Origin of the sequence: Bifidobacterium mongoliense DSM 21395 (assembly GCF_000741285.1) — a bacterium.
GTDB classification, from domain to species: Bacteria; Actinomycetota; Actinomycetes; order Actinomycetales; family Bifidobacteriaceae; genus Bifidobacterium; species Bifidobacterium mongoliense.
On record NZ_JGZE01000012.1, the window covers coordinates 83,097 to 107,197 of the forward strand.

Sequence of the window (24,101 nt, forward strand, 5' to 3'; positions counted from 1 at the left end):
AGGCCTTGCCGGCGGCCATAGGCTGGCGGCATGACATCTCCAGTATCCGTAGCATCTTCCGCATCCGCAGCGCCTCCGGCAACCACGGCCTCCACCGCAACCACCGCGCCCGTCGCACCGTCGTCATCGGTCCTCGAGGCCGTCGATCTGGTCATGGACTATCGACATGACCTCGCACGCACCCGCACCGCCCGCACCGTCACCGGTGCGCCGCGTGCACCCATGGCCGACGCGCTCGCCCAACAGCCTCTCGCTCTGAACCACGTGCATTGCGTCCTGCATGCCGGCGAATCCATTGCCGTGATGGGGCCCTCCGGCTCGGGCAAATCGACGTTGCTGCACGCCATGGCGGGGATCATCAGGCCTACGGGAGGCGAGGTGCTCTACCATGGTGGTGATATCGGCGCCATGACCGATCGTGACCGCACGGCCCTGCGCCGGCGCTCCTTCGGATTCGTCTTCCAATCCGGGCAACTGCTGCCCGAACTTGGTGCGGTCGAGAACATCGCGTTGCCCATGATGCTCGACGGCGCGCCCTACGACCAGGCGACCGATGCCGCCATGCTGTGGTTGGAACGACTGGGGCTGCGCGCCTTGGCCGCCCAGAGACCGGGGGAGATGAGCGGCGGTCAGATGCAGCGCGTGGCCATCGCCCGCGCCCTGTGCATTCACCCCGACGTCGTGTTCGCCGACGAGCCCACGGGGGCCCTCGACCAGACCACCGGACGCGAGGTCATGGACATCCTCATGCGTGCGGCGCGGTCCTGCGACGCCGCGGTGATCGTGGTCACCCACGACCCCAACGTCGCCCGGTGCTGTCAGCGCACCCTCATGATGCGGGACGGCCGCCTGCTGCCTTCTCAGACGCCGGAGGTGAGTCGATGAGCACCCTGAGCCTGTGGCGGTTGTTCCATCGTCGTGGCAGGGGCGACCTCCGCGACACCTCGGTGCTGGCGATCGTCGCGTTTGCGGCGGCCGCGGCCATATTCCTCACCGTGCTGGGAGGCGTGCACGGATTCCTGTGGCGAGCCTCACCCGACCATGGCCTACGATGCCTGTTCGACCAGGCATCGTGCGTCGTGCGGCAGGCCCCGGCTGGTTCCGGCGGTTCGGGGGCCGCCATGTACAACGAGCTGTACCTTATGTTGGCGATCTTCGCCTGCCTGCTGCTCGCCGTGCCCTTCGTGGCGTTGGCGGGTTCCGCGGCGCGTCTGGCGGCGTCGCGTCGGGATGCACGTCTGGCGGGTCTTCGTCTGGCCGGGGCCACGAATGGCCAGGTCATTCGTCTCACGGCGCTTGATGCCGCCGGTCAGGCTGGCATCGGCGTGCTGGCGGGCATGGTGGGGTATGTCGCCATGATGCCGGCGGTGGGGCTGCTGAGCTTCCAAGGACGGCATTTCGGCGTATCGGAGCTCTGGGTCGGTGTGCCGACGCTGCTCGCCGTGGCGGCCGGCATGGTCCTGCTCGCCTTGGTGTCCTCGCTGGTCACCCTGCGCCGGGTCTCGGTCACCCCGCTTGGCGTCATGCAGCGCGCGGCACGGCCGTTGCCCGGCGCGTGGAGGGTCGTCGCGTTCGTGGCCGCGTTGGCCGGTGCCGTCGGCCTGTTGCGTTCGCGTGCCCCCCCAGGCCGCCGCGGCCGGCGTGATCGTGGTTTTCGCGGTGGTCATCGGGTGTTTCGCCCTGGTCAATCTCGTCGGCGTCTGGGCCGTCGCCGCGCGTGCGCGCCGCATGGCCCGGCATCCGCGTCGAGCCGCGTCACTCATCGCTGCCCGTCGCATCCTCGACGATCCGAAGCGCGCCTGGCGTAACGTCTCGGGCATCGCATTGGCGGTCTTCATCGCCGGCGTCACGTCGGTGACCGGCTATGTTGGGTCCATGGTCAGGGATGCGGATGCGTCCTCGGCGATGATCATGGGCGATATCGCCACGGGAGGCATGCTGACCCTCGGATTCGCCTCGGTGCTGGCCGCCGTGAGCTGCGGCGTCATGCAGGCCGGCAACGTCGCCGATCAGGAGCGCGAGTACCGGATGCTCATGCTGGAGGGCACCGATGCGGCGACGTTGGATCGCGCCCGGTTCATCGAGGTGCTGACCCCGCTCAACACGGTGGTGGTCATCGCGGCGGGGTGCTCCATGCTACTCATGCTGCCCCTGTTGGGTACCGCCATGGTGAGTGCGGCGGCCCTGGTGTCCTTCCTCGGCGGCATCGCCCTGTGCTATGCGCTTGTCATGATCGGCGTGCTCTGCGCCAACCGCGCGGCCCACCGCATCACCGATCCCGGCGAACATGCGGTGCCCCGTGTCGACGACTGAACGGTGTCGTCGACACGCTGGCGATCTGAGGTCCCACGGGTGTCGCCGTCCATACCGGTTGATGCGGCGTGGGCGACGGCCTCAGCTCAGGAGCGCGGCGACGACGGCGATGATGATCGGGCTGCTGATCGTGGAGATGAGGATGCCGTCGCGGGCGAAGCTCAGCCCCACGTTGTAGCGGGACGCGTAGTTGTAGACGTTCTGTCCGGTGGGCAGTGCGGCGAGCACCACGCAGGCGTACAGCGTGGCGCCGCGGAAGCCCATGAGGAAGTAGGCGAGCAGGAACGCGATCACCGGCATGGCCACGTTCTTGAGCAGGACGACGGCGATGGTGGCGTCGCGACGCTTGCGCTCGTTCATGGGCCTGCTGCCGCGCAGCGACATGCCGAAGGCCATGAGGATCAGCGGCACGGCGGAGTCCCCGATCATCTTGATCGGGTCGAAGATGAAGTTCGGGACGGGATACCATCCGATGCGTGCGTTGAGCGCCGAGACGAGGATGCCGGCGAGGCTGCCCAGGAGCAGCGGCTGGTGCAGGGGCTGCGAGGCAATCGCCTTGAGCGAGGCCTTGCCCTTCGTCGTCACGTCGAGCGTGGTCAGGCCGATGGGGGTGAACACCGCCTGCTGCATGACGAGAATGGGGGCGACGAGAGCCGGATTGCCGAGAATGTAGGTGGCGATCGGCAGGCCGATGTTGTTCGAATTGAGGTAGAGCGAATTGAGGGCCCCGATCGTAGCGTCGGCCGCACCGAGGTGGAAGAACGACCGGTTGAGCAGCAGGAAGGCGACGCCGACCGCCATGGCGGAGAGAAAGGCGACGATGATCGAGGGGTGGAAGATCTCGAAGATGGGTTCCTTCGAGAGTATGGCGAACATCAGGCATGGGCTGGAGATGAAGAAACTCACGCGGTTGAGCACCATCTGGGCGCTCGGCCCGCCGATCTGCATCCGCGCGGTCAGATAGCCCACGAGTATGACGATTCCGATGACGCAGAATCCCTGCATGGCGCTTACTAGACCCGGCATGGTGTCCTTTCCGTTGCGATGCACGCGATACCTCCCCAGTGTGCCACGGCATGCGGGCATCGACCGTGCGGATGTCCGCGGAGCCGTGAACCTTCATGTCCGCAGAATCCCGTGCCGCTGCCGGGACACGGGGCCGTTACCGGCTAGGATGGCGAATATGAGCATGCCTGCGAACGACCCCGTCCATTCCTCGAACAACCCTGTGAACCCGTCGAACGACACCCTGACCGCATTGAGCGATTTGCAGGCGATCGGAGGCACGCTGCCCGAACCCGATGGCGCCCTGGCCCCCGCCGATCCCTGCCTGCCCCGCGAACGGGAGCTGACCCGTCTGTTCGCCGACATCATGGCCGTGCGCTCCGTCAGCGGCGAGGAAGGGGCGCTCGCCGATCGGATCGAACGCATGCTGCGCACGCAGCCGCATCTTCAGGTACGCCGTCACGGCGATACCGTTGTGGCGGTGCACGATGCGGGGCGCGACCACGGCGTGGTCCTCGCCGGGCACATCGACACCGTGCCCGTAATCCGCAACTTCCCGCCGATGATCCTGCGCCCGGGCGACGGGCGCATCGACCCCGGGGTCGCCCGCGAGCATCCGGACGAACCGGTGATGTGGGGCAGGGGATCCACCGACATGAAGGCCTCCGACGCCGTGCTGCTGTATCTGGCCTGCACGGTGCTCGAACCGCAGTTCAATCTGACCTACGTCTTCTACGACCACGAGGAGGTGGCCGCCGAGCATAACGGCCTGCGCAAGGTGCTGCAGGACCATCCCGATTGGATCAGGGGCGATTTCGCCATCATCGGCGAACCCACCGGCGGGGCCATCGAGGGCGGTTGCAACGGCACGATGCGGTTCGACGTCGTCAGCCACGGGGTCGCGGCCCACTCCGCACGGGCTTGGATGGGGCGCAATGCGATCCACGCGGCGGGGGAGATCCTCGACCGCCTGCGCGCCTACACGCCGCAGGACGTGACGGTGGACGGACTCACGTATCGCGAGGGCGTGAACGCCACGATGATCTCCGGCGGAACCGGCACCAACGTCATACCCGACGAATGCCGGATCCATGTCAACTATCGGTTCGCACCCGACAAAACCCTGGCACAGGCCAAGGCCCTGATGATGGGGGAGGACGCCGGCGCCGAACTGGGCAACGGCGAGCACGAGGCGACGGGCGGCATGTTCCGCGGATTCGGCATCGAGATGCGCGACGAATCGCCGGCCGCGAGACCCGGTCTCGACGCGCCCCTGTCGCGTTCGCTGGTCGAGCTGGTCCGTGCCCGCACCGGTGCGGACCCCCATGCCAAGCTCGGGTGGACGGATGTCGCCCGGTTCTCGGCGTTGGGCATACCGGCCGTCAACCTTGGCGCGGGCAGCGCGCTGTTCGCCCACAAGGCCGACGAACAGATCGCCATGGGTGACCTGCCGCGCATGGAATCCTTGCTGCGCGATTGGCTGACCGGGCGGGTCGGTCAGGTTGGTCAGCCCGGTCAGGGCGACTCCCGCGCATAACCGATCGTCGTCGCGCGACCGTGTCGCGTGCCACGGCGGCGTGTCCGGATCGGTGTGCCTAGGGCGGTGACGACTGGTCCTCGGGTGCGTCATACCGACCGGTTCATCGCGGTCGGGCGCAGGCCGGATGCACGAGTTTGCGTTTTTTGTGTCATACTTAGCAGTGGCGGTTCTGCAAGCCGTCGCAGCATCGATGACGTCGATCCCCTCGCATAGTCACGCGAGCGCCGGTGTCCGTCGTCGATCAGCTAGGACTTTTCGGTTGCTTCGAAGGGCGCAGCAGATGCGCGGCCGCGGTGAGAGCGTGGTGTGAGACCTGACGGAGCCGTAGCGGTGGTGCGATTGCAGCGCAACACCAAGGAGCATTGTGCCCGATATGAATACCAGTCATTCCGAGAATGCGGCAGAGCAGCACGCAACGACCTTCTCCGCAGGAGCCTCGCCCGATGTAGGCCGCGACGAAACGCCGCAGACCACGACCCGCCATAAGCGCGGCGGGCGCAGGGTGGTGCGCGGCGCGGGTGCCGCGGGTGCCGCCGTGAAGCTGCACGTCGAGGACCGTCCCTCCATCTTCGAGGAGCCCCGTCTCCACCAATCCGATGTCCAGTCCGACGACCGCTCCGACGCCGACGCGACGCACGGCTCGGGGGAGGCGGATGCCCCGGCGTCGCACGCATCGCGTTCGCCGAGGGGCGGGCGTAAGTCGAACGGCAGTACCGGTCGCACGGTCAGGGGCAGGCGGCGTGCCGCTGGTACGCGAGACGCCGCCGAGTCAGATGATGCGACGAACGTGGCCGATGACGCCTCTACAGGCGAGTCGGAGACGTCGGCCGAGTCCACCGCGAATGCCAAGGACGAGGGCGCATCGTTCACGGGTCGCGGACGTCGCGGCAGGTCGTCCGAGGGCCGCTCATCGTCGCGTCGCAGGTCGACCGAGCAGGATTCGGCCTCGGATCGTGGCGATCGCGGGTCCGCACATGCCGGCCGTCCCATGGCTTCGTTGCTGTTCCAGGAGCCGGTGCTGCCGGTCAATGCCCCGGATGACGACGAGGAACCGACGTCTTCGCGTAGTCGGTCGCGCAGTGACGACGACCATACCGATGATGATGAGCGCGAGGGCGAGTCCACACGGGGTTCGCGTCGCGGCCGCACCCGTCGTGGTCGTTCGACCGACGATCGGGACGATCGTCGCGGACGTCGTGCGGAGCATGAGGATGATTCGTCGCGCTCATCCTCCGATGATGAGGGCTTCGAGGAGCCCGATGAGCGACCGACGCGCGTCCGTCGGCGCAGAACCGTTCGACACGACGAACCTGAGCATGATCGCGAGCGTGACGAGCGCGAGGACCGCGACGGCGATGATGAGAGTTCGTCCTCTGGTCGGGGCTCGCGTTCGCGCAGGCTCAATGCGCAGGAGCGCATGGCAGCCGGCGAGGTGGAGCGCATCGAGGAGGATCTCGAATACGACGCCATCACCTATGCGCCGATCGACGACGAGGAGTCGCAGGACCACACGACCGGTCGGCGTCGCCGCCGCAGCCACTCCGAGCGTGACGAGGATGGCGACGAGCGTCGTGAATCCTCCTCGCGCCGCGAGGAGTCGCAGGATCGCGAGACGTCATCGCGCCGTCACCGTCACGAGGATGAGGACAGTGGTACGCTGACGCGTCGCCGTCGCCGTCGTCGTTCGCAGCATGGTTCCGAGGACCAGGAGGAGGAGCGCGGTTCCCGTCACTCCCGCAAGCAGCAGTACATCGACGAGATCACCGACGTCGAGGGGTCCACGCGCCTTGAGGCCAAGAAGCAGCGCCGGCGCGACAACCGCCGTGAGCGCGGCCGTCAGAACCAATTATTCGAGCAGGACTTCCTCGCCCGTCGTGAGAACGTGGAGCGCCTCATGGTCGTGCGTGAGCGCGGACACCACACGCAGATCTCGGTCATCGAGGACAACGTGCTGGTCGAGCACTATGTCTCCGACATCCAGGAGGTCGCGACCGTCGGCAACATCTATCTGGGGCGCGTGCAGAACGTGCTGCCCAGCATGGAGGCCGCGTTCGTCGACATCGGCCAGCCGCGCAACGGCGTCCTGTACGCCGGCGAGGTCAACTGGGACTCCACCAGACTGGACGGCCAACCCCGACGCATCGAGCTCGCCTTCCGTTCGGGCGATCCGGTCCTCGTGCAGGTGACCAAGGATCCCATCGGGCACAAGGGCGCGCGTCTGACCTCGCAGGTCACGCTCGCCGGGCGCTTCCTCGTGCTCGTGCCCTCCGGCGGCATGACTGGCGTGAGCCGCAAGCTTTCCGACCATGAGCGTTCCCGCCTCAAGTCCATCGTGTCGAAGATCTCCCCGAAGAACATGGGCGTCATCATCCGCACGGCGGCAGAGGGGGCTTCCGAAGAGGCGCTCACCAAGGATCTCGAGAACCTCACCCACCAGTGGGAGACCATCGTCGCCAAGCGCGAGGAGTACCGCCACGGCAAGCGTCCTAAGCTGTTGCAGGGTGAGCCTGACGTCGCGATCCGCGTGGTGCGCGACATCTTCAACGACGACTTCTCCAAGCTCGTCGTCGAGGGCGGCACCGTGTACGACCGCATCGAACAGTATCTCGACACCATGGCCCCCGATCTGCGCGACAAGCTCGAGCGTTGGGACCCGGGCGAGCATAACGGCAAGGACGTCTTCGACAAGTGGCAGATCGACAGCCAGCTGCGCAAGGGCATGGAACGTCAGGTCTACCTGCCGTCCGGCGGTTCGATCGTGATCGACCGCACTGAGGCCATGAGCACGGTCGATGTGAACACGGGCCGGTTCATCGGTCGCGGCAAATCGCTGGAGGAGACCGTCACCCGGTGCAACCTCGAGGCGGCCGAGGAGATCGCCCGGCAGCTGCGGCTGCGTGACATCGGCGGCATGGTGATGATCGACTTCGTCGATATGGTCATGCCCGCGAATCGCGATCTGGTCCTGCGCCGGCTGGTCGAATGCCTCGCACGAGACCGCACGAAGCATCAGGTGGCCGAGGTCACGTCGCTGGGCCTCGTGCAGATGACGCGCAAGCGCATCGGCCAGGGACTCGTCGAGGCCTTCTCCGAGGAGTGCCCGACCTGCAAGGGCCGTGGCTTCCTCGTGCATGACGAGCCGACCATCTCGTCCGATTACGACGACCCCTACGCCATGCGCGGCGGGGATCCCTTCGTCAAGACCAACAAGCACGGCCATGGCACCGTCGAGGTTTCGGCGCCCAAGGGTTCGAGCACCGAGGTCAAAGCGAAACTCGCGCAGATCGCCGCGGCCGCGGTCTCCTCAACGGATACCGACGAGTGAGCGCTGTTCAATAGGCCCTGACGCTGGGCGTGGACCGGGCTTCGATCGGGCGGGGTCCGGTTCGGTGAGGACCGGGCGGCTACGGCCCTGACACACGTCGTCGTTTCGACTTGACGTGGGTGGAGGGGTCGGTGTAGCCTAAATAGCTGGTGTCTGGCCGCGATGCTCAACCGTGCCGGGCAGTTAGCTTTCCAAAATAGCAAGGAACGATTATGTACGCGATTGTGAAGGCCGGTGGCCATCAGGAAAAGGTCGAGGTCGGTGACGTCATCCTGGTCAACCGTCTCGATGCGAAGAAGGGCGATGCCGTGGAATTCCCGGTCGCGCTCGTTGTCGACGGCGCCAAGGTGACCTTGGGCGCCAAGGATCTTGCCCAGCTTTCCGTCAAGGCGGAGGTCGTCGACGACGAGGCCAAGGGTCCCAAGATCAACATCATGAAGTTCAAGAACAAGACGGGCGTGACTCGTCGTAAGGGCCACCGTCAGCAGCTGACCGCCGTCAAGGTAACGGCGATCGCCTGATCGGGCTCGTCAACAGGACCGAAAGGAACAGACATGGCACATAAGAAGGGCGCATCCGCCTCACGTAACGGTCGCGATTCGGGACCCCAGTACCTCGGTATCAAGAAGTTCGGCGGCGAAGCAGTCGTGGCCGGCAACATCATCGTGCGTCAGCGTGGCAGCAAGTTCCACGCCGGAGAGAACGTCGGCACGGGCAAGGACCACACGCTGTTCGCCCTCGCGCAGGGCAACGTGAAGTTCGCCGTTCGTCGTGACCGCAAGGTCGTCGACGTCATCGCCTGACGCGTTTCGCGTAGCATAGGGCCGTGCTCGTTTCGAGCACGGCCCTTTCTGCATTCATACGGCCACCTTCGTGTGCCGGGGTTCGCTCCCGGCGGCGCAGGGGCCCCGGCAAGTAAGATGGGGATATGACAGATTTTGTGGATCGCGTGACCGTGCACACCAAAGGCGGCGACGGTGGCAACGGCTCGGCGGGAGTCCGCCGCGAGAAGTACAAGCCGCTCGCAGGCCCCAACGGGGGCAATGGCGGTGACGGAGGATCAGTGGTGTTCGTCGCCGAGTCGAATGCGAACAGCCTCCTGGACTACCGCTTCATGCCTCACCGCATCGCGGGCAGCGGCACCATGGGCCTGGGCGACACGAAGGACGGTTCGAAAGGTGGAGACCTGATCCTGCCGGTGCCGCCGGGCACCATCGTCTTCGAAGCCAAGGGCGCCGTCGGCGAGCAGAAGCAGCCCGGAGCCCAGCTGGCCGACCTGAGTCATCCCGGCGACCGTTTCGTGGCGGCCGCGGGCGGCATGGGAGGCCTGGGCAACGCCGCGCTGGCCAGCAAGACACGTCGTGCACCCGGATTCGCTCTGCTCGGTGAGCCGGGCGAGGAGCGCGACGTCATCCTGGAGCTCAAATCCATCGCTGATGTGGCTTTGGTCGGCTTCCCGTCCTCGGGCAAGTCGAGCCTGGTCGCCGCGATGAGTTCCGCCAAGCCGAAGATCGCCGATTATCCGTTCACCACCCTGGTGCCGAATCTCGGCGTCGTGATGGCCGACGAATACCGCTTCACGGTGGCGGACGTACCGGGGCTGATTCCCGGCGCCTCGCAGGGCAAAGGACTCGGGTTGGAGTTCCTGCGCCACATCGAACGCACCGAGATCATCGCCCACGTGATTGATTGCGCGACGTTGGAGCCCGACCGCGATCCCGTCGCCGACTACCATGCCTTGGAACACGAGCTGGCGCAGTACGCGAGCCAGCTGAAGTTGCCGTTGGGCGCCATTCCCATCCCCGAACGCCCCAGGGTCATCGTGCTCAACAAGGTCGACGTCCCCGAGGCCCATGAGCTGGCCGATTTCGTGCGTCCCGAATTCGAGAAGCTCGGGCTGCGCGTCTTCGAGGTCTCCACCGCCTCCCATGAAGGACTGCAGCAGCTGGCCTATGCCCTGGGCGAGATGGTCACCGAGTGCAAGGCGCAGATCGCCGAACGTGCCCGTGACGAGGAGGCCGCCCGTGTGGTCATCAAGCCACTGGAGCAACCCCAACGCCGCCGCAGGAGCGACGACGAAGGCGGTTCGGGCCATGACTTCTCCATCGAGCGCCGCGAGCGCCGCAGCGGTGAGCCGTGGTTCATCGTCACCGGGGCCAAGCCGGAACGCTGGGTGCTGCAGACGAATTTCGACAATGACGAGGCCGTCGGCTACCTCGCCGACCGTCTGGCCAAGCTCGGTGTCGAGAAGGCACTACGCTCCCATGGCGCCCGGCCCGGCGATACCGTGCGGATCGGCAAAGGTGACCGTGCCGTCGAATTCGAATGGGATCCGACCATCGCCGCCGGTGCCGAGATGCTCGACGGAGCTCAGCTGGGCGCCCGCGGCAAGGACCTGCGGCTCGGCGATCCGGAAGGCCGCACTCGTCGGCGCACCAATGAGGAACGCCGCCGCGAGTATCACGAGATGATGGATGCGAAGGCGGCGGTGCGCGAGGCGATGAAAGAGGAGCGCGAGGTCGGGCATTGGGCCGATCCCGGCGTCGATGACGATCGTCACGACACCCAGGCGAAGATCGGACGATCGAGTCAGGAATGAACACCCCATCGCAGTCTCAGGTGCGCTCCAGCGTCGCACAGGCGCGCACCATCGTGGTCAAGGTCGGATCCAGTTCGCTGACTCACGCCTCCGGTCGGCTTGACGTCGAGCGCCTGCACGCCCTCGTCTCGGCCATCGCCCACACCTCGCTGATGGGCGCGAGGCTCGTGTTGGTCTCCTCGGGTGCCATCGCCGCCGGATTCGGACAGCTGGGGTTCGACGAGAGGCCGTCCGACGTCGCCACCCAGCAGGCCACCGCCTCCGTGGGGCAGGGGCTGCTCATGGCCCATTACGAATCGTCGTTCGGCCGCTTCGGTCTGCGCGTCGGACAGATCCTCATCACGGCGGAGGACACAATCAGAGCCACCCAGTACCGCAACGCCCGCAGGACGCTCGACCGGCTGCTCGAGCTCGGGGTCGTGCCGATCGTCAACGAGAACGACGCCCTGGCCAGCAACGAGATCCGGTTCGGCGACAACGATCGGCTGTCGGCGTTGGTCGCCAACATGGTGCGGGCCGATGCGCTGGTGCTGCTCACCGACGTCGACTGCCTGTACACTGAGCCGCCCAGTCGGCCCGGGGCCCGGCGCATCGCCTATGTGCCCGATGTGGTCAACGCACTGGATCACGTCAAGGTCTCAGGCAGCGTCTCCGGTGTCGGCACCGGCGGCATGGTGACCAAACTCGAGGCGTCGCGCATCGCCGCCGTCTCGGGCATCCCCACCGTGCTGACCAGCGCCGACAACGCCGGACCCGCGCTCATGGGCGACGCCGTGGGCACCATCTTCGCCCCCGTGCGTCACCGGGGCTCGTCACGGCGTCTGTGGATATCCTTCGCCGCCGAACCGCGGGGCGGGCTCGCGGTGGACACCGGCGCGGCCAAGGCCATACGTGGCGGCCGGGCGAGTCTGCTCGCCGCCGGTGTGGTGGGCGCCCACGGTGATTTCTCGGCGGGGGATCCGATCTGGGTCAGCGACGAGGCGGGCGAGCACATCGCCAAAGGTCTGGCCGGATACGATTCGGAGGAGGTCCCGCATATGCTGGGCCGCAACACGACGCAGCTGCGTCGTCTGCTCGGCGAGGCCTACGCCCATCCGCTCGTGCATCGCGATAACCTCGTCCTTGTCTGATCGTGCATCGTGACTAACTCTTCCTTGTGCGATGGTGCACGGGGACGAACCTCGTCCTCGTCTGCTTGCCGTTCGTCCCGCGGGGTCCGTCCCCGGTGATCCCTCACGCGGGGCCGTCCCTCACGTCTCTTTCCCCGAAGTCCTCCCCTCGGTGTTTTCCCGTGCCCCTGTTTTCCCTTGCCCCTACTAGATTGGTAGGCATGACAATGGCTGATTGGCAAATGCTCAGTGACCGTATCCGACATGTGGAGCCCAGCGCCACGCTGGCCGTCGATTCCAAGGCGAAGGCCATGAAGGCCTCCGGCATCGACGTCATCGGTTTCGGTGCCGGGGAGCCGAATTTCCCGACCCCCGATTATGTGGTCGACGCCGCGGCCCAGGCCTGCCGCGATCCGAAGAACCATCGCTACACCCCGACTGCCGGGCTACCTGAACTGCGCCGCGCGATCGCCGACAAAACCCTGCGCGACAGCGGCTATGCGGTCGCTCCGGAGCAGGTCGTGGTGACCAATGGCGGCAAGCAGGCCGTCTACGAGTCGATGCAGATCCTGCTTGATCCCGACGACGAGGTCATCATCCCCGCACCCTATTGGACGACGTATCCCCAGGCCGTGCGTCTGGCCGGCGGCGTGCCCGTCACGGTTTTCGCCGGCGCCGACAGAGGCTTCGAACCCGATATCGACCAGATCGAGGCCGCTCGGACGCCCCGGACCAAGGCGATCATCGTCAATTCCCCCTCCAATCCGACCGGGGCGGTGTGGAGCGAGCGGACCATCACCGAAATCGGGCGCTGGGCGCTCGACCACCACATCTGGGTGATATCCGATGAGATCTACGAGCACCTGCATTACGACGGGGTCGATACCACCTACATCGGCGCGGGCGTTCCGGAGCTGAGGAACCAGCTGCTCGTGCTCAACGGCGTGGCCAAGACGTATGCGATGACCGGATGGCGCGTGGGGTGGATGATCGCCCCCGAACCCGTCGCGAAGGCCGCCGCCAAGCTCCAGGGGCATCTGACCTCGAACGTCTCGAACGTTTCCCAGCGTGCCGCGATCGCCGCGGTCGGCGGGAACCTGGATGCCGTCGTCGCCATGCTCCGGGCCTTCGACCGACGCCGTGCCGCGATCGTCGACGCGCTCAACGCCATCGACGGTGTCGTGTGCCCCACGCCCAAGGGGGCGTTCTATGCGTTCGCGGATGTGCGCGCCCTGCTTGGCCGTGCCCTGGGGCCGAACGGTTCGAACGCCGAGACCTCCGCGCAGCTCGCCGAGCTGCTGCTTGACGAGGCCCATATCGCCGCCGTGCCCGGCGAGGCTTTCGGCGCCCCCGGGTATCTGCGCTTCTCCTATGCCTTGGCTGACGACCAGCTTGATTTCGGCATGCACCGCTTCGCCGCGTGGGCTGGGGCGGCCCGGTAGGTTCCTCATGACCGACACGTCCAGCCGGCGGTTCGTGTGGCGCGAACACCCGACTGGACGAAATCAAGGGGTTTCGCTACTATGACTACTTGGCGGTTTTCCGCGTGCCTGCATATCGGCGACGCGGTGGATGTCAGCTTAGGGAAGTGGCGCAATTGGTAGCGCAACGGTCTCCAAAACCGTAGGTTGTGGGTTCGAGTCCCGCCTTCCCTGCCAATACCTGAGTGGTACCAAAGGCCGAACGAAGGACGGGAATGGCTAAGACACGCGAGAGTGACAAGGCTGTGAGGCCGAATGTGTTTATGCGTATCGGCTTGTTCATCAAGCAGATCATCGACGAACTCCGCAAGGTCGTCTCCCCCTCCGGCAAGGAGCTGCTGGGTTGGTCCTTCGCCGTGTTCGTCTTCGTCCTCATCCTGATGGCGCTGGTCACGGGCATGGACTTCGGACTGGGTAAGCTCACCCTGTGGATCTTTGGGTGATACGAGGGTGATACGAGACTGTGAAGGTGGATTTAGGCATGAATGACGATGAGTTGAAGGCCGACGCCGCGAATGGCGACACGGTGAGTGGTGACGTGGTGAATGACGGCACGGTCAGTGACGGCAACGCGCAAGGCGATGCCGCGAACAACGATGCCGCGCAGGCCGATGGCGCCGCGCAGGCTGAGGATACGCAGGCTGAGGATACGCAGGCTGAGGATACTTCCACGGATATCGCGGCCAACGTCACTGCGGACTCCTCCACTGGGGATGCCGGGGTTGACGCCGCTGCTGATTCCGATACTGCCGATACTGCAGATTCTGCCAATACCGATTCCGCCAATGCTGATTCCAATGCCGAGGTTTCCGCTGCGGATGATGTCCTGACGGATGGTGCTCATTCGGCCGCCGTCAGTGCCGATGCCGCTGATGGCGCTGAGACCGCTGACACCAATACCGATGCCCAGCAGGCCGATGATGGAGAAACCGCCGCAAGTGCCGATAGTGCGGATAACGCTGATGCTGCTTCCGGGGATGATGCCGGTGCACGCGCGGTCAAGGAATTCTCCAAGAGCCTGCGTACGTTGGACGGCAAATGGTATGTCCTTCATACATATTCCGGGTATGAGAAGCGCGTGAAGACGAACGTCGAATCCCGAGTCCAGAGCTTCGGGCTCGAGGACAAGATCTTCCAGGTCGAAGTGCCGATGGAAGAGGTCGAGAAGCACACGGACAAGGGCAAGAAGGTCGTCACCCGCGTGCGCATCCCCGGTTATGTGCTCATTCGCATGTGGCCCGATGAAAACGCGCGTCGCATCGTGCGCGAGACCGAAGCCGTCACCGGCTTCGTCGGCCCCACCAAGGACCCTGCGCCGCTCAGCCGCAAGGAAGTCGTGCGCATGATGGCCCCGATGATCGCCTCGGAGGCGCTCAAAGAGGCGGGGGACAAACCCGCCGTCGCCAAGAAGCGTACCGTCGAAGTGTCGTACGCCGTGGGCGATCAGGTTACCGTCACCGATGGTCCGTTCGCGACGATGGCCGCCATGGTCTCCGATGTCGAGCCGACCACGCAGAAACTCACCGTGCTTGTGTCCATCTTCGGCCGCGACACACCTGTCGAGCTTGGTTTCGACCAGGTCGAGAAACTCGTCTGAATCGGCGTCGCGCGGCTTGACAAGGAGTCGCGCCGTGTGGTCATCCGGTTTGCGGTGTTCGAATCGTCGATGACCTCTTATGTACTTGTCCTGTGCCCCGGGTGCGTCCCGGGGCACAGGCGTATCCGGGGCAGTGTGCTCAGGGCATTCGGCGGCTAGTGGCCATGCGATGTGCCGGGTTGACGGTCGGTGCTCTTGGAGAGTGGTTGGTTTGGTCGGCGAGTGGCCGGTTCGGCCGGCGAGTGGCCCTTGCGTAGGGGGGATGGTTAGTTTGGTCGGCGAGTGGCTGGTTCGATCGGCGGATAGTTCGTTTGGTCGGCAAATGGGTGGTTCGATCGGCAAATGGCCGGATAAATGGAACGTTGCGCCTCATACCCGTTAGGCAACTGGGGTGATAGCGAAACGCAACTGCGGAATATGGCCCCTCGATTTTCGTATCACCCGACTTGTCTACGTGAATCGACGACTTGTGTCGGGCAACTGTCCACTTTGGGCGGTGAACCGTCGACTTGTGTCTGTGAAACTCGGACTTGCGTCTGTGAATCGGCGACTTGTGTCAGTGAATCGGCGACTTGTGTCAGGCAACCGTCCATCTTGGATCGTGAATCGTCCACTTATGTCAGCGAAGTTGCGATTCTTGTCGGTGAATCGGCGACTTGTGTCGGTGAATCTCCGACTTATGTCGGGCAATCGTCGACTCTTGCATAGCAATCGCTAACCTGTCCACGGTGACGGATGGGGTGACGGTGATGCCAATGGTGACGGATGCGGCAACACCGACGGCGCCCGGTACGCGGGCAAGCATGCGTGCCCCTGTCGACAGTCCGGTCAGTGCAGCCGGGGTGGGGCGGGGTGTGCAATACGTTCCGGTCTTGGGTGGGCTCCGTTGTCCGGTTCTCCGGGCATACTGGTGAAGCTTGTGTCCGCGGTCCAGTATTGCGGATGCGACGGTAAGTATTCACTGCGGGAGGTTGTCGGCCACGGGTGTGGACGGCGGCCGCATGCACCGCTGTAGAGAAAGAAGAACCATCACCATGGCTCCCAAGAAGAAAGTCTCAGCGCTGATCAAGCTGCAGATCGAGGCCGGCAAGGCGAATCCCGCCCCGCCGCTCGGCCCTGCGCTCGGTTCGCACGGCGTGAACATCATGGACTTCTGCAAGGCGTATAACGCCCAGACGAAGGACAAGATGGGTCAGGTCGTCCCTGTTGAGATCACCGTCTACGAAGATCGCTCCTTCACCTTCGTGCTCAAGACCCCGCCGGCCGCAGCCCTGCTGCTCAAGGCCGCCGGCATCGACAAGGGCACCGACAACCCCCAGACGCACAAGGTCGGTTCGGTCACCAAGGCCCAGGTTCGCGAGATCGCCGAGACCAAGATGGCTGACCTTTCCGCTCGTGACGTCGAGGCCGGGATGAAGATCATCGCGGGCACCGCCCGTTCGATGGGCATCACGGTTACGGACTGAGAGGAGAAGGACAGATGGCTAAGCATTCCAAGAAGTATCGCGAAGCGTCCGAAAAGGTCGATCGCAACAACCAGTACACCGCCGCCGAGGCCGTGGCCCTGCTCAAGAGCATGCCGAAGCGTGGCTTCGACGAGACGCTCGAGGCCGTGTACCGCCTGAACGTCGACCCGCGCAAGGCCGATCAGCTCATCCGTGGCGTCATCAATCTGCCCCACGGCACGGGTAAGACCGCGACCGTCCTCGTCTTCGCCCGTGGCCCCAAGGCCACCGAAGCCACCGAGGCCGGAGCCGACATGGTCGGCGATGACGATCTGATCGCCAAGGTCCAGGACGGATTCCTCGACTTCGACGCCGTGGTCGCCACCCCGGACATGATGGGCAAGGTCGGTCGTCTCGGCCGCGTGCTCGGTCCCCGTGGCCTCATGCCGAACCCGAAGACCGGTACCGTGACCATGGATGTGGCCAAGGCCGTGTCTGACATCAAGGGTGGCAAGATCGACTTCCGCGTCGACAAGAACGGCAACCTCTCCTTCATCATCGGCAAGATGTCGTTCTCCGCCGACGATCTGACCGAGAACTTCCAGTCCGTGGCCGACGAGATCAAGCGTCTGCGTCCGTCCACCGTCAAGGGCCGCTACATCGCCAAGGCGACGTTGAGCTCTACGATGGGCCCCGGCGTTCCGCTGGACATCGCCACGCTCGCCTGACGCACCTGCCGGACGCATGGCGCCGTACGCCGTATGAGCAAGATCATGTGACGTGGACCATGTAGCCGATTGATATCGTCGTATCGACCGAGGGGTCGCATCCGTATGGGTGCGACCCCTCGGTCGTTCGTATATCACACCCGAAGCGCCGGCATTGCATCGCACCAGGAACGCTGGCATGACATCACATCCGAAGCGCTGGCATGACATCACATCCGGAACGCGCCGGCACTACGAGGCGTCGCGCATTCGTCCGACGGCGATGGCGGTGCGCAGGACGAAGGCCTCGCGTGGGTCGGTCGCGTCCCAGCCGGTCGTCTCGGCGGCGCGTTTGAGCCGGTATCGCACGGTGTTGGGGTGGACGTTGAGCTCGCGGGCCGTCATGTCGAGCGAACCGCCGGAATCGATGAACGCCGAGATGGTGCTGAGGGTGGGGTCGTCCGGGCTTTCGCCGAGCAAGCTGGAGAAGACGGCGGTGTACAGCTCGTCCCTGGCCGCGGCGTCGCCGAGCAACGCTCGCTCGGGCAGGACGTCGTCGGCCCGCATCGGCCGGGGCAGCGTATGCACGGCGGCGGCGGCGTCGAGTGCGCTGAACGCCGCGTGCAGCCCCCGGCAGGCCCCGGCGACCTCGCGGTTCGCAGGAACCAGGCACACGGGGTGTTGCTCGTCGAACGCCCCCAATACCGCCGTGCATGTCACCTCGGGTGTGGCCGCGCCCTGCACCGCCACGAGGACGGCGACGCGGGAGCCGTGGCGTCCCATGATCTGCAGTTTGCCGCCCAGGTTGCGTATGCCGGCGAGGATGGTCCTGTGCACGGTGGCGTAGGATGCGGCGGGCGTGCCCGCCACCACGAAGCAGGAGAAGTCCTCCGGCCACCCCAGCACATGCAGCAGCGCGGACACTCGGGAGTCGTGCAATCCGTGGCAGAGCGCCTCGAAGGCTATCGTCTCGATATGACCGGTCAACGCCTCATCGCGCTCGACCGTTTCGCAGCCGTCTGCGCCGCCATCTTCGTGTGTGTCCACCTGGTTGTCGCCGTGGTTGCTCTCCCGGTCCTCGGTCCGTGCGGGGGTACTACGTACCATGCCCAACAGGTCCAGCACGTCGTCGTGCTCCCCATCCGCCGCGTCCTGCGGTTCGTGTCGTGGGTTGTGCCCTGGTTGAGATTCGGTCATGCCTCCAGCTTAGCCGACGGCGCTGTGCGTGGCTGGGATTCGCGCCAGTAGGTCAGCGCCACGAACCCGAAGACGAAGGCGACGGGCAGCATATGCCGCTCGAAGTTGTTCGCGGGGGAGGTGATCATCACACCCATAAGGAGCAGCAGCGGCACATGCCAGGCCAGGATACGCCACCGTCGCCCGATGACCTCCGCCGCGCCCAGCAGGAGCGTGAGGATGACGTAGAAATTGCCATGCACGATCCAGCCCAGCACCGGTATCGCACCGACGGCCGGCGCCCGTTGTGCCACGGTGGTGCGCCAACCCGGCTGCCAGTATTTGATCCATGTCGACCAATCGGTGACGTAGTCGTTGGTCAGGTAGTAGGCCATGGGAACGTATGGTTGGTCGTTCACGTCGAAGTAGCCGAAGCATTTGGCCAGGAAGGCGTCCGTGGCGATGCGCGGATTGGCGCGCACGATCTGCCACCATGCCCGGTTGAAGTCGCGCATGTCATCCTTGGATACGGAGCGCCAGCGATAGCTCACTTTCTTGGACTGGATGCCCGAGGATTTGACGGGATCAGCGTCCTGCTGGAAGTACGAGTCGCCCATCTGATCGAGATTGAAGATGGGCGCGAGCAGTTCCCGGGCGGAGTCGGGTATGCCCGCTGGGTTCAGTTTCGCGACCCGGGCGATCTGCTGCAACTGTATGCCCCGGGACTCGATCGGATCGCCTTGGATGACCATGCCGCTGGAGAACAGCAGCGCCATCGCCCCGTGAATCAGGAGGGCGGGCAGCGCCAGGGCGACGAGGTAGGTCCGCCAACGCCGACGGTCGCTGATGACGAGGAGCACGACCTGGATCACGATGAGATACCAGGCGTATTTGGCCGAGATCATCATCACGCAGGTGCTGACCGCCATGGCCACGACGGTTCCGGTGCGAGGGCGTATGCGGCCCCGGCATCCGTGCGCGGGCCTCTGGGTCATATGCAGTTCGTATCCCAGCGAGAACCACCAGACGAAGGCGAAGGCGAAGACCGGAGATTTCGTCAGCGAGATCGTGGAGAACAGCACCAAAGGGCAGGTCAGGAAGAAGAGCATGATGACACAGCGGGCTACCGGTCCGGCGGGCGTCGTCTGGGTCATGGTGTCGTGTTCGTGCGCGCTGAGCGCTCCATGCGGTCTCATGCCGCGTTCCGGCCGCATCGGGTCGCGCGGCGTGAACCGCTCGACCCTCGGATCCTCAACGCTCGCGACGGTCCGTGCCTCACGCCGCCAAGGTAGGTTGAGGAATCGATCGGCGCAGGAGGCGCAGCAGTACGCCGCGAACAGGCATTGGCCCAGCGACAGTACGACGATGCCCAGATCGTTGGACCCGCTGAGGAAGCGCGAAACCCCCGCGACCGCCCCGTATAGGACGGTGAGCACGATGTTGTGCTGATCGGTCAGATAGGTGGGGTCGGTCGGCCACATGTAATGCGCGGTCGGGTAGATATCCATGGGGACGAAGGAGAAGAAGCCGATGTAGGGCTGCCGCATGCCGGCCCACTGGTTGTAGGCCCAGCTGAATTCGCGGATCTGCGAGCGGATGTCGGCGCCGAAGGCGCTCAGCAGCGTCACGGGCACCCACAGCCATCCGAGGCACAGGATGGTCCCGATCTTCCAACGGCGGTCGGTGATGCGGACCAGGCCATAGCCCAGATGTCGGGTGGCCACGATGCGCCAACGTTCCATCCGTCGTATCGCCGTACGGAACCGGGGTGAGTTCGCCAGGCGTGACGGTACGAGACGCAGCGCCGCACGGCCGACCGCCCGGGTGAACCGTGCGCGAGACCAGGTCTGCGGCCACACCCGCTGGCCCCGCGACCATCTGACCAGAGCCACCACCACGCCCAAGCTCACGCCGAAGGCGAGCACCATGATCACGGCGTTGAGCCATGAGAACTGCGCCAGACCTTGTTGGGCCCAATATAACGGGCCGATGCCGGTGCACAGGCCGATCCACAGGCATGCCGCCACCGCCAGGGACCACGCCGCCACATCGCCACCGCGTTTCCCGCGCGGCGATGACGTTCGCGGGGTGGGTCTGGCGCCGGTTTCGGAGGTGATTTCGGCTCGGCCGTGGGCATGGCATTGGGGGCCTCGCGCGAGATCGATCATGTCATGGATTCTAGCCGGTGCACCCGAATGCCGGTCGCGTCGCGGTGGCCCTTCGGATGTCAGCGGCTAGAGTGGAATCATGACCACATCCAAGCACACGAACTCCGAAACCGAACCTGACACCCCACCCGACGCCGCTGGCGTGGCGACGTCCGCATTGCCGCCCGCCATGCCCCGGACCGCGGCCGTCGCGGACCGCATCGAGACCTTCGCCGTCGTCGATTCCACGAACGTCCGGGCCCGCCATCTGCTCTCCGAGGGGGCATTGGAGGAGTTGTCCCCGCAGAACGGGGAGGAGCCGATGATCGTCGTCGCCGCCGATCTGCAGCGCAGCGGGCATGGTCGTTTGGGCCGGTTCTGGTTCGGTCGTCCCGGGGATTCCTTCATGGTCTCCTTCGCCACCGCACTGCCGCGCGCTCTGGCCACCGACCCAGGGGTCAACGGTTGGGTGCAGATGGCCGCCGGGATTGCCGCCATCGACGCGCTGCGCGACGCGTTGGGTGAGTGTGGCGCGTCGACGTCGGGGGAGTCCGCCCCTTTGCAGCTCAAATGGCCCAACGACATCTTCTGCGATGGTCATAAGCTCGGCGGGATCCTGTGCGAGCTGGTGCCTCTGGGCAGGCACGGTGCCGCGGCCGATTCCGCCGGTGCCGCGGACATGGATGACCTGGTCGGCGTGGTGGTCGGCGTGGGCATCAATCTTCGCGTTCCCGCCGATCGCCTGCCCACCGCGCAATCGACATCCCTGCACTTGCATTATCCGGGCCTGGCGCCGACCGGTCCGCTGCGTGATGACATCGCCGCGGCCATGGTGACGTCGCTGCGGGAGTCGCTGCATCGTCTGTGCGAGGCGCCACGTGAACAGATGGAACAACTGCATACGCGGGTGCTCGAGGAGTCCTACACCCTAGGTCGCCGTGTCGAGGTCAAGCTCGCGGACGGCGGGATCATACGCGGCGAGGCGTTGTCGGTCAACGCCGATGCGTCGCTTACGGTGCGTGACGCCGAGGGTGCGACGCATGTCGTCAGTACCGGAGACGTCGGCGTGCTGCCGGTGTGAGAGCAAGAGACAGATACGACGGGGCGCCCACCGGCCTATGGACCGGTGGGCGCCCCGTGCGCGTCAGTGTGGTTGGTGTGTCAGAACAGCTTGGCGAGACCGGAGACCGCCAGCGAGGCCACGACGGCCTTGATGACGTCACCCACGACGAAGGTCATGGAGGCCAGGGCGACCGTGCCGAGCGGCACGCCCGTGATGGCGGACTGGACGAGGAATCCGAAGGCGTAGACGACGACGCCGCAGCCGATGATGCTGGCGAACAGGTAGCGCCCGGCCGTCATCGCGTATCCGCGCAGACCGTCGGTGTTCGCGCGGCCCTTGAGCCATGCGGTGACGATCACGCCGGGCAGGAAGCCCAGCAGGAATCCGGCGCTGGGGCCGATCAGGGCCATGGTCGAGGTGCCGCCGGCGAACACCGGCAGACCGGCCGCTCCGGCGATCAGGTACAGGGCCACCGCGCTGCCCGCCTCGGCCCAGTTGAGCGACAGGGCGGTCACCATGACCACGAAGGTCTGCAGCGTGATCGGCACCGGGGTGCCGGGAATCGCGATCTCACCGGCAGCGGCGGCGAGCCACAGCAGTACGGCGAACAGCACCGATCGTGAACCGGAGAAGAGCAGACGGCGTGAGAGCGGGAGATGAGCCTGAGCGCTTTGTGATGGCATGAGTGATGGCATGGTGCGACCTTTCATCGACATGATTCGTTGACATGATTGCTACGACGTCCGAGGCGTCGACGCCCATCATGGTACGTGGCGGTGGTGCGGCGGGCATTGGTGGGAATCTACAAGATACCGGGGTGCGCGTTGTGCGGGGCCCGTGCCCGGACGGCGCCAATCCGCGCCGTTCCGGCGATGGCAGGCGGATCCTGTCGTGTCGCACCGGCCGCGTGGCCGTTTCCCAGATCGGCATGGAACGCCGACTTACGGTGACGTTTGTGGAACCCGACAAAAGGGCCGCCGCGCTTTTGTAGTTTTCTCCCTGACCTGCGGGCCTTCGCGGCGTTACGTTGGAAAGTATGGTCAATCGGGTCAATACAGTATTAGTGGCGAACCGTGGTGAAATCGCGCTGCGCGTCATTCGCACCGCGCGCGAGATGGGTATCGCCACCGTCGCCGTCTACGCGGATCAGGACCGCAACGCGCAATACGTCGCCATGGCCGACGGGGCATATCTGCTGCCGGGGGACACCTACCGCGACACGTATCTCAATGAGGACGGTCTCATCGACATCCTGCACCGCAGCGGTGCGGATGCCATGCATCCCGGCTACGGCTTCCTGTCCGAAGTGCCGGAGTTCGCCGACAAGGTACAGAAGGCGGGCGCGGTGTGGATCGGCCCCGATCCCGAGGCGCTCACCGATCTGGGGGACAAGATCACGGCCCGCAGGGTCGCCAAGAAGGCGAAGGTGCCGCCGGTGCCGGGCATTTCGGATCCGGTGCGCGATATCAGGACGCTCCTGGAATTCGCCCACACCCACGGGTACCCGCTCATGCTCAAGCGCACGGACGGCGGCGGCGGTCGCGGCATCACCCTGGTGCACGACGACGACGAGCTGCGCAGCTTCTATATGAACCACGACGCGTTGCAGGGCGGCGATCTGGACGAGTACTTCGTCGAACGCTTCATCGACCAGGCCCGGCACGTCGAGACCCAGTGCGGCCGCGACAGCCACGGCAACTTCACCGTGTATTCGACGCGCGACTGCTCCGTGCAGCGCCGCAACCAGAAACTCATCGAGGAGGCCCCGGCGCCGTTCCTCTCCGAGGAGGTCGACGAACAGCTCCACCGTTTCTCGTGCAACCTCTTCGACGCGGTCAACTACGTGGGGCTCGGCACCTGCGAGTTCATGGTCACCGGCAAGAACAAGGTCTACTTCCTTGAGGTCAACCCGAGGTTGCAGGTCGAGCACACGGTGAGTGAGGAGGTCTGCGGCCTGGATCTCGTGCGCGAACAGCTCAACATCGCCCGCGGCGGCGAGCTCACACAGGTGAACCAGACGCGTGGCCACAGCTTCGAGCTGCGCATCACCAGCGAGGACCCCGCCACGAATCTCACCCCGAGCTCCGGTACGCTCAGCGAGATCCGCTGGCCCTCCGGCCCCGGCATCCGCGTCGACTCCGGCGTCAAGGAGGGGGACACCATCTCCCCGAAGTTCGATTCCATGATGGGCAAGCTCGTGGTCTCCGCCCAGGACCGCCCGTGCGCGGTCGCCCGCGTGCGGCGCGCCTTGGAGGAGTTGTCCATCACCGGTGTGCCGACCCCCGCGGGTCTGTATAAGACGATCTTCAACGACCCCGCCTTCACGGCTGAGTACCATCCGTTCTCCGTATCGACCAAATGGCTCGAACGCACCTACCTGAACCGCGAGCCGGCCAGCGCCGGCAGCGGCCAGCCCGCGTCGCTGGCCGCCGGTAAGCCGGAGGACGCCGACGCCAAACCGTCCACCGAGTCCTTCGTCATCGAGATGAACAACCGTCGGGTCAAACTCACCGTCCCCGTCGACATCGTCGATTCCCTCACCGGTTCCGCGWMGCGYYCGAKGCGAACAGTGGTCTGCATGATGATGCCTCTTT

At 65.5% G+C, this 24,101-nt stretch carries 18 protein-coding genes, 1 tRNA gene and 2 pseudogenes; 16 read left to right on the top strand and 5 right to left on the bottom strand.

The window, feature by feature from the left end; genetic code table 11:
* Positions 1-153 precede the first annotated feature (153 nt).
* Both BMON_RS05800 and BMON_RS05805 read left to right on the top strand, forming a co-directional pair.
* Entirely contained in the window at positions 154-885 is a 732-nt protein-coding gene (locus BMON_RS05800) for an ABC transporter ATP-binding protein (protein ID WP_051917936.1), read from the top strand.
* Positions 882-2,313, top strand: a pseudogene (locus tag BMON_RS05805) (ABC transporter permease). The gene BMON_RS05800 and the pseudogene BMON_RS05805 overlap by 4 nt, the downstream one beginning before the upstream one ends.
* 81 nt (positions 2,314-2,394) lie before the next feature.
* On the opposite strand, the gene BMON_RS05810 reads toward BMON_RS05805, so the two are convergent.
* Positions 2,395-3,339 carry an AEC family transporter gene (locus tag BMON_RS05810; RefSeq protein ID WP_033511785.1) on the bottom strand — a complete coding sequence of 315 codons (945 nt, stop codon included), beginning with the start codon at positions 3,337-3,339 and terminating at the stop codon, positions 2,395-2,397.
* A 223-nt stretch (positions 3,340-3,562) separates the two neighbouring features.
* Here BMON_RS05810 and dapE point away from each other — a divergent pair, with 223 nt between their 5' ends.
* From dapE to secE, 9 genes are all read left to right on the top strand, one after another.
* Positions 3,563-4,855 (top strand): succinyl-diaminopimelate desuccinylase, encoded by a 1,293-nt coding sequence (dapE, locus tag BMON_RS05815; protein WP_420307697.1) that lies wholly within the window; start codon positions 3,563-3,565, stop codon positions 4,853-4,855.
* 376 nt (positions 4,856-5,231) lie between these two features.
* Positions 5,232-8,183, top strand: a complete 2,952-nt coding sequence (locus tag BMON_RS05820) for an Rne/Rng family ribonuclease (RefSeq protein WP_033511466.1) — start codon at positions 5,232-5,234, stop codon at positions 8,181-8,183.
* Between the two features lie 212 nt (positions 8,184-8,395).
* On the top strand, positions 8,396-8,704 hold the full coding sequence (gene rplU / locus BMON_RS05825) for a 50S ribosomal protein L21 (protein WP_033511468.1): 309 nt from the start codon (positions 8,396-8,398) through the stop codon (positions 8,702-8,704).
* A 33-nt stretch (positions 8,705-8,737) separates the two neighbouring features.
* Positions 8,738-8,986 carry a 50S ribosomal protein L27 gene (gene rpmA / locus BMON_RS05830; protein WP_033511470.1) on the top strand — a complete coding sequence of 83 codons (249 nt, stop codon included), beginning with the start codon at positions 8,738-8,740 and terminating at the stop codon, positions 8,984-8,986.
* 125 nt (positions 8,987-9,111) lie between these two features.
* Positions 9,112-10,782, top strand: coding sequence for a GTPase ObgE (gene obgE / locus BMON_RS05835; protein WP_033511472.1), 1,671 nt, complete (start codon positions 9,112-9,114; stop codon positions 10,780-10,782).
* Positions 10,779-11,912 carry a glutamate 5-kinase gene (proB, locus tag BMON_RS05840; protein WP_033511474.1) on the top strand — a complete coding sequence of 378 codons (1,134 nt, stop codon included), beginning with the start codon at positions 10,779-10,781 and terminating at the stop codon, positions 11,910-11,912. Before obgE ends, proB begins: the two co-directional genes overlap by 4 nt.
* Positions 11,913-12,118: 206 nt before the next feature.
* Positions 12,119-13,333 carry a pyridoxal phosphate-dependent aminotransferase gene (locus BMON_RS05845; RefSeq protein WP_033511476.1) on the top strand — a complete coding sequence of 405 codons (1,215 nt, stop codon included), beginning with the start codon at positions 12,119-12,121 and terminating at the stop codon, positions 13,331-13,333.
* Positions 13,334-13,473: 140 nt separating this feature from the next.
* Positions 13,474-13,549: transfer RNA gene (locus tag BMON_RS05850), tRNA-Trp, on the top strand.
* 38 nt (positions 13,550-13,587) lie between these two features.
* Positions 13,588-13,815 carry a preprotein translocase subunit SecE gene (gene secE, locus BMON_RS05855; RefSeq protein WP_033511479.1) on the top strand — a complete coding sequence of 76 codons (228 nt, stop codon included), beginning with the start codon at positions 13,588-13,590 and terminating at the stop codon, positions 13,813-13,815.
* Positions 13,816-13,847: 32 nt separating this feature from the next.
* Here secE and BMON_RS10685 read toward each other — a convergent pair whose 3' ends face one another.
* Positions 13,848-14,426, bottom strand: coding sequence for a hypothetical protein (locus BMON_RS10685; RefSeq protein ID WP_420307699.1), 579 nt, complete (start codon positions 14,424-14,426; stop codon positions 13,848-13,850).
* Between BMON_RS10685 and nusG the strand changes: the two are divergent.
* From nusG to rplA, 3 genes and pseudogenes are all read left to right on the top strand, one after another.
* Positions 14,346-14,969, top strand: a pseudogene (nusG, locus tag BMON_RS05860) (transcription termination/antitermination protein NusG); the annotation flags it as partial. The gene BMON_RS10685 and the pseudogene nusG sit on opposite strands and share 81 nt — an antisense overlap.
* Positions 14,970-16,003: 1,034 nt before the next feature.
* Positions 16,004-16,435 (top strand): 50S ribosomal protein L11, encoded by a 432-nt coding sequence (rplK, locus tag BMON_RS05865; RefSeq protein WP_033511482.1) that lies wholly within the window; start codon positions 16,004-16,006, stop codon positions 16,433-16,435.
* Between the two features lie 14 nt (positions 16,436-16,449).
* Positions 16,450-17,142 (top strand): 50S ribosomal protein L1, encoded by a 693-nt coding sequence (gene rplA / locus BMON_RS05870; protein WP_033511484.1) that lies wholly within the window; start codon positions 16,450-16,452, stop codon positions 17,140-17,142.
* Between the two features lie 231 nt (positions 17,143-17,373).
* Here rplA and BMON_RS05875 read toward each other — a convergent pair whose 3' ends face one another.
* Both BMON_RS05875 and BMON_RS05880 read right to left on the bottom strand, forming a co-directional pair.
* Positions 17,374-18,318: a helix-turn-helix domain-containing protein gene (locus BMON_RS05875; protein WP_237745351.1), complete on the bottom strand. Its 945-nt coding sequence runs from the start codon at positions 18,316-18,318 to the stop codon at positions 17,374-17,376.
* On the bottom strand, positions 18,315-20,465 hold the full coding sequence (locus BMON_RS05880) for a DUF6020 family protein (protein WP_237745352.1): 2,151 nt from the start codon (positions 20,463-20,465) through the stop codon (positions 18,315-18,317). Before BMON_RS05880 ends, BMON_RS05875 begins: the two co-directional genes overlap by 4 nt.
* A 79-nt stretch (positions 20,466-20,544) precedes the next feature.
* On the opposite strand from BMON_RS05880, the gene BMON_RS05885 reads away from it, so the two are divergent.
* A complete protein-coding gene (locus BMON_RS05885) occupies positions 20,545-21,525 on the top strand; it encodes a biotin--[acetyl-CoA-carboxylase] ligase (RefSeq protein ID WP_051917937.1) in 981 nt (326 codons plus the stop codon).
* An 80-nt stretch (positions 21,526-21,605) separates the two neighbouring features.
* On the opposite strand, the gene BMON_RS05890 is transcribed toward BMON_RS05885, so the two are convergent.
* Positions 21,606-22,202 carry a biotin transporter BioY gene (locus tag BMON_RS05890; protein WP_051917942.1) on the bottom strand — a complete coding sequence of 199 codons (597 nt, stop codon included), beginning with the start codon at positions 22,200-22,202 and terminating at the stop codon, positions 21,606-21,608.
* Between the two features lie 341 nt (positions 22,203-22,543).
* Here BMON_RS05890 and BMON_RS05900 point away from each other — a divergent pair.
* Positions 22,544-24,101 (top strand): acetyl-CoA carboxylase biotin carboxylase subunit (locus tag BMON_RS05900; RefSeq protein ID WP_051917943.1); only part of this gene is annotated, 1,558 nt, incomplete at its 3' end.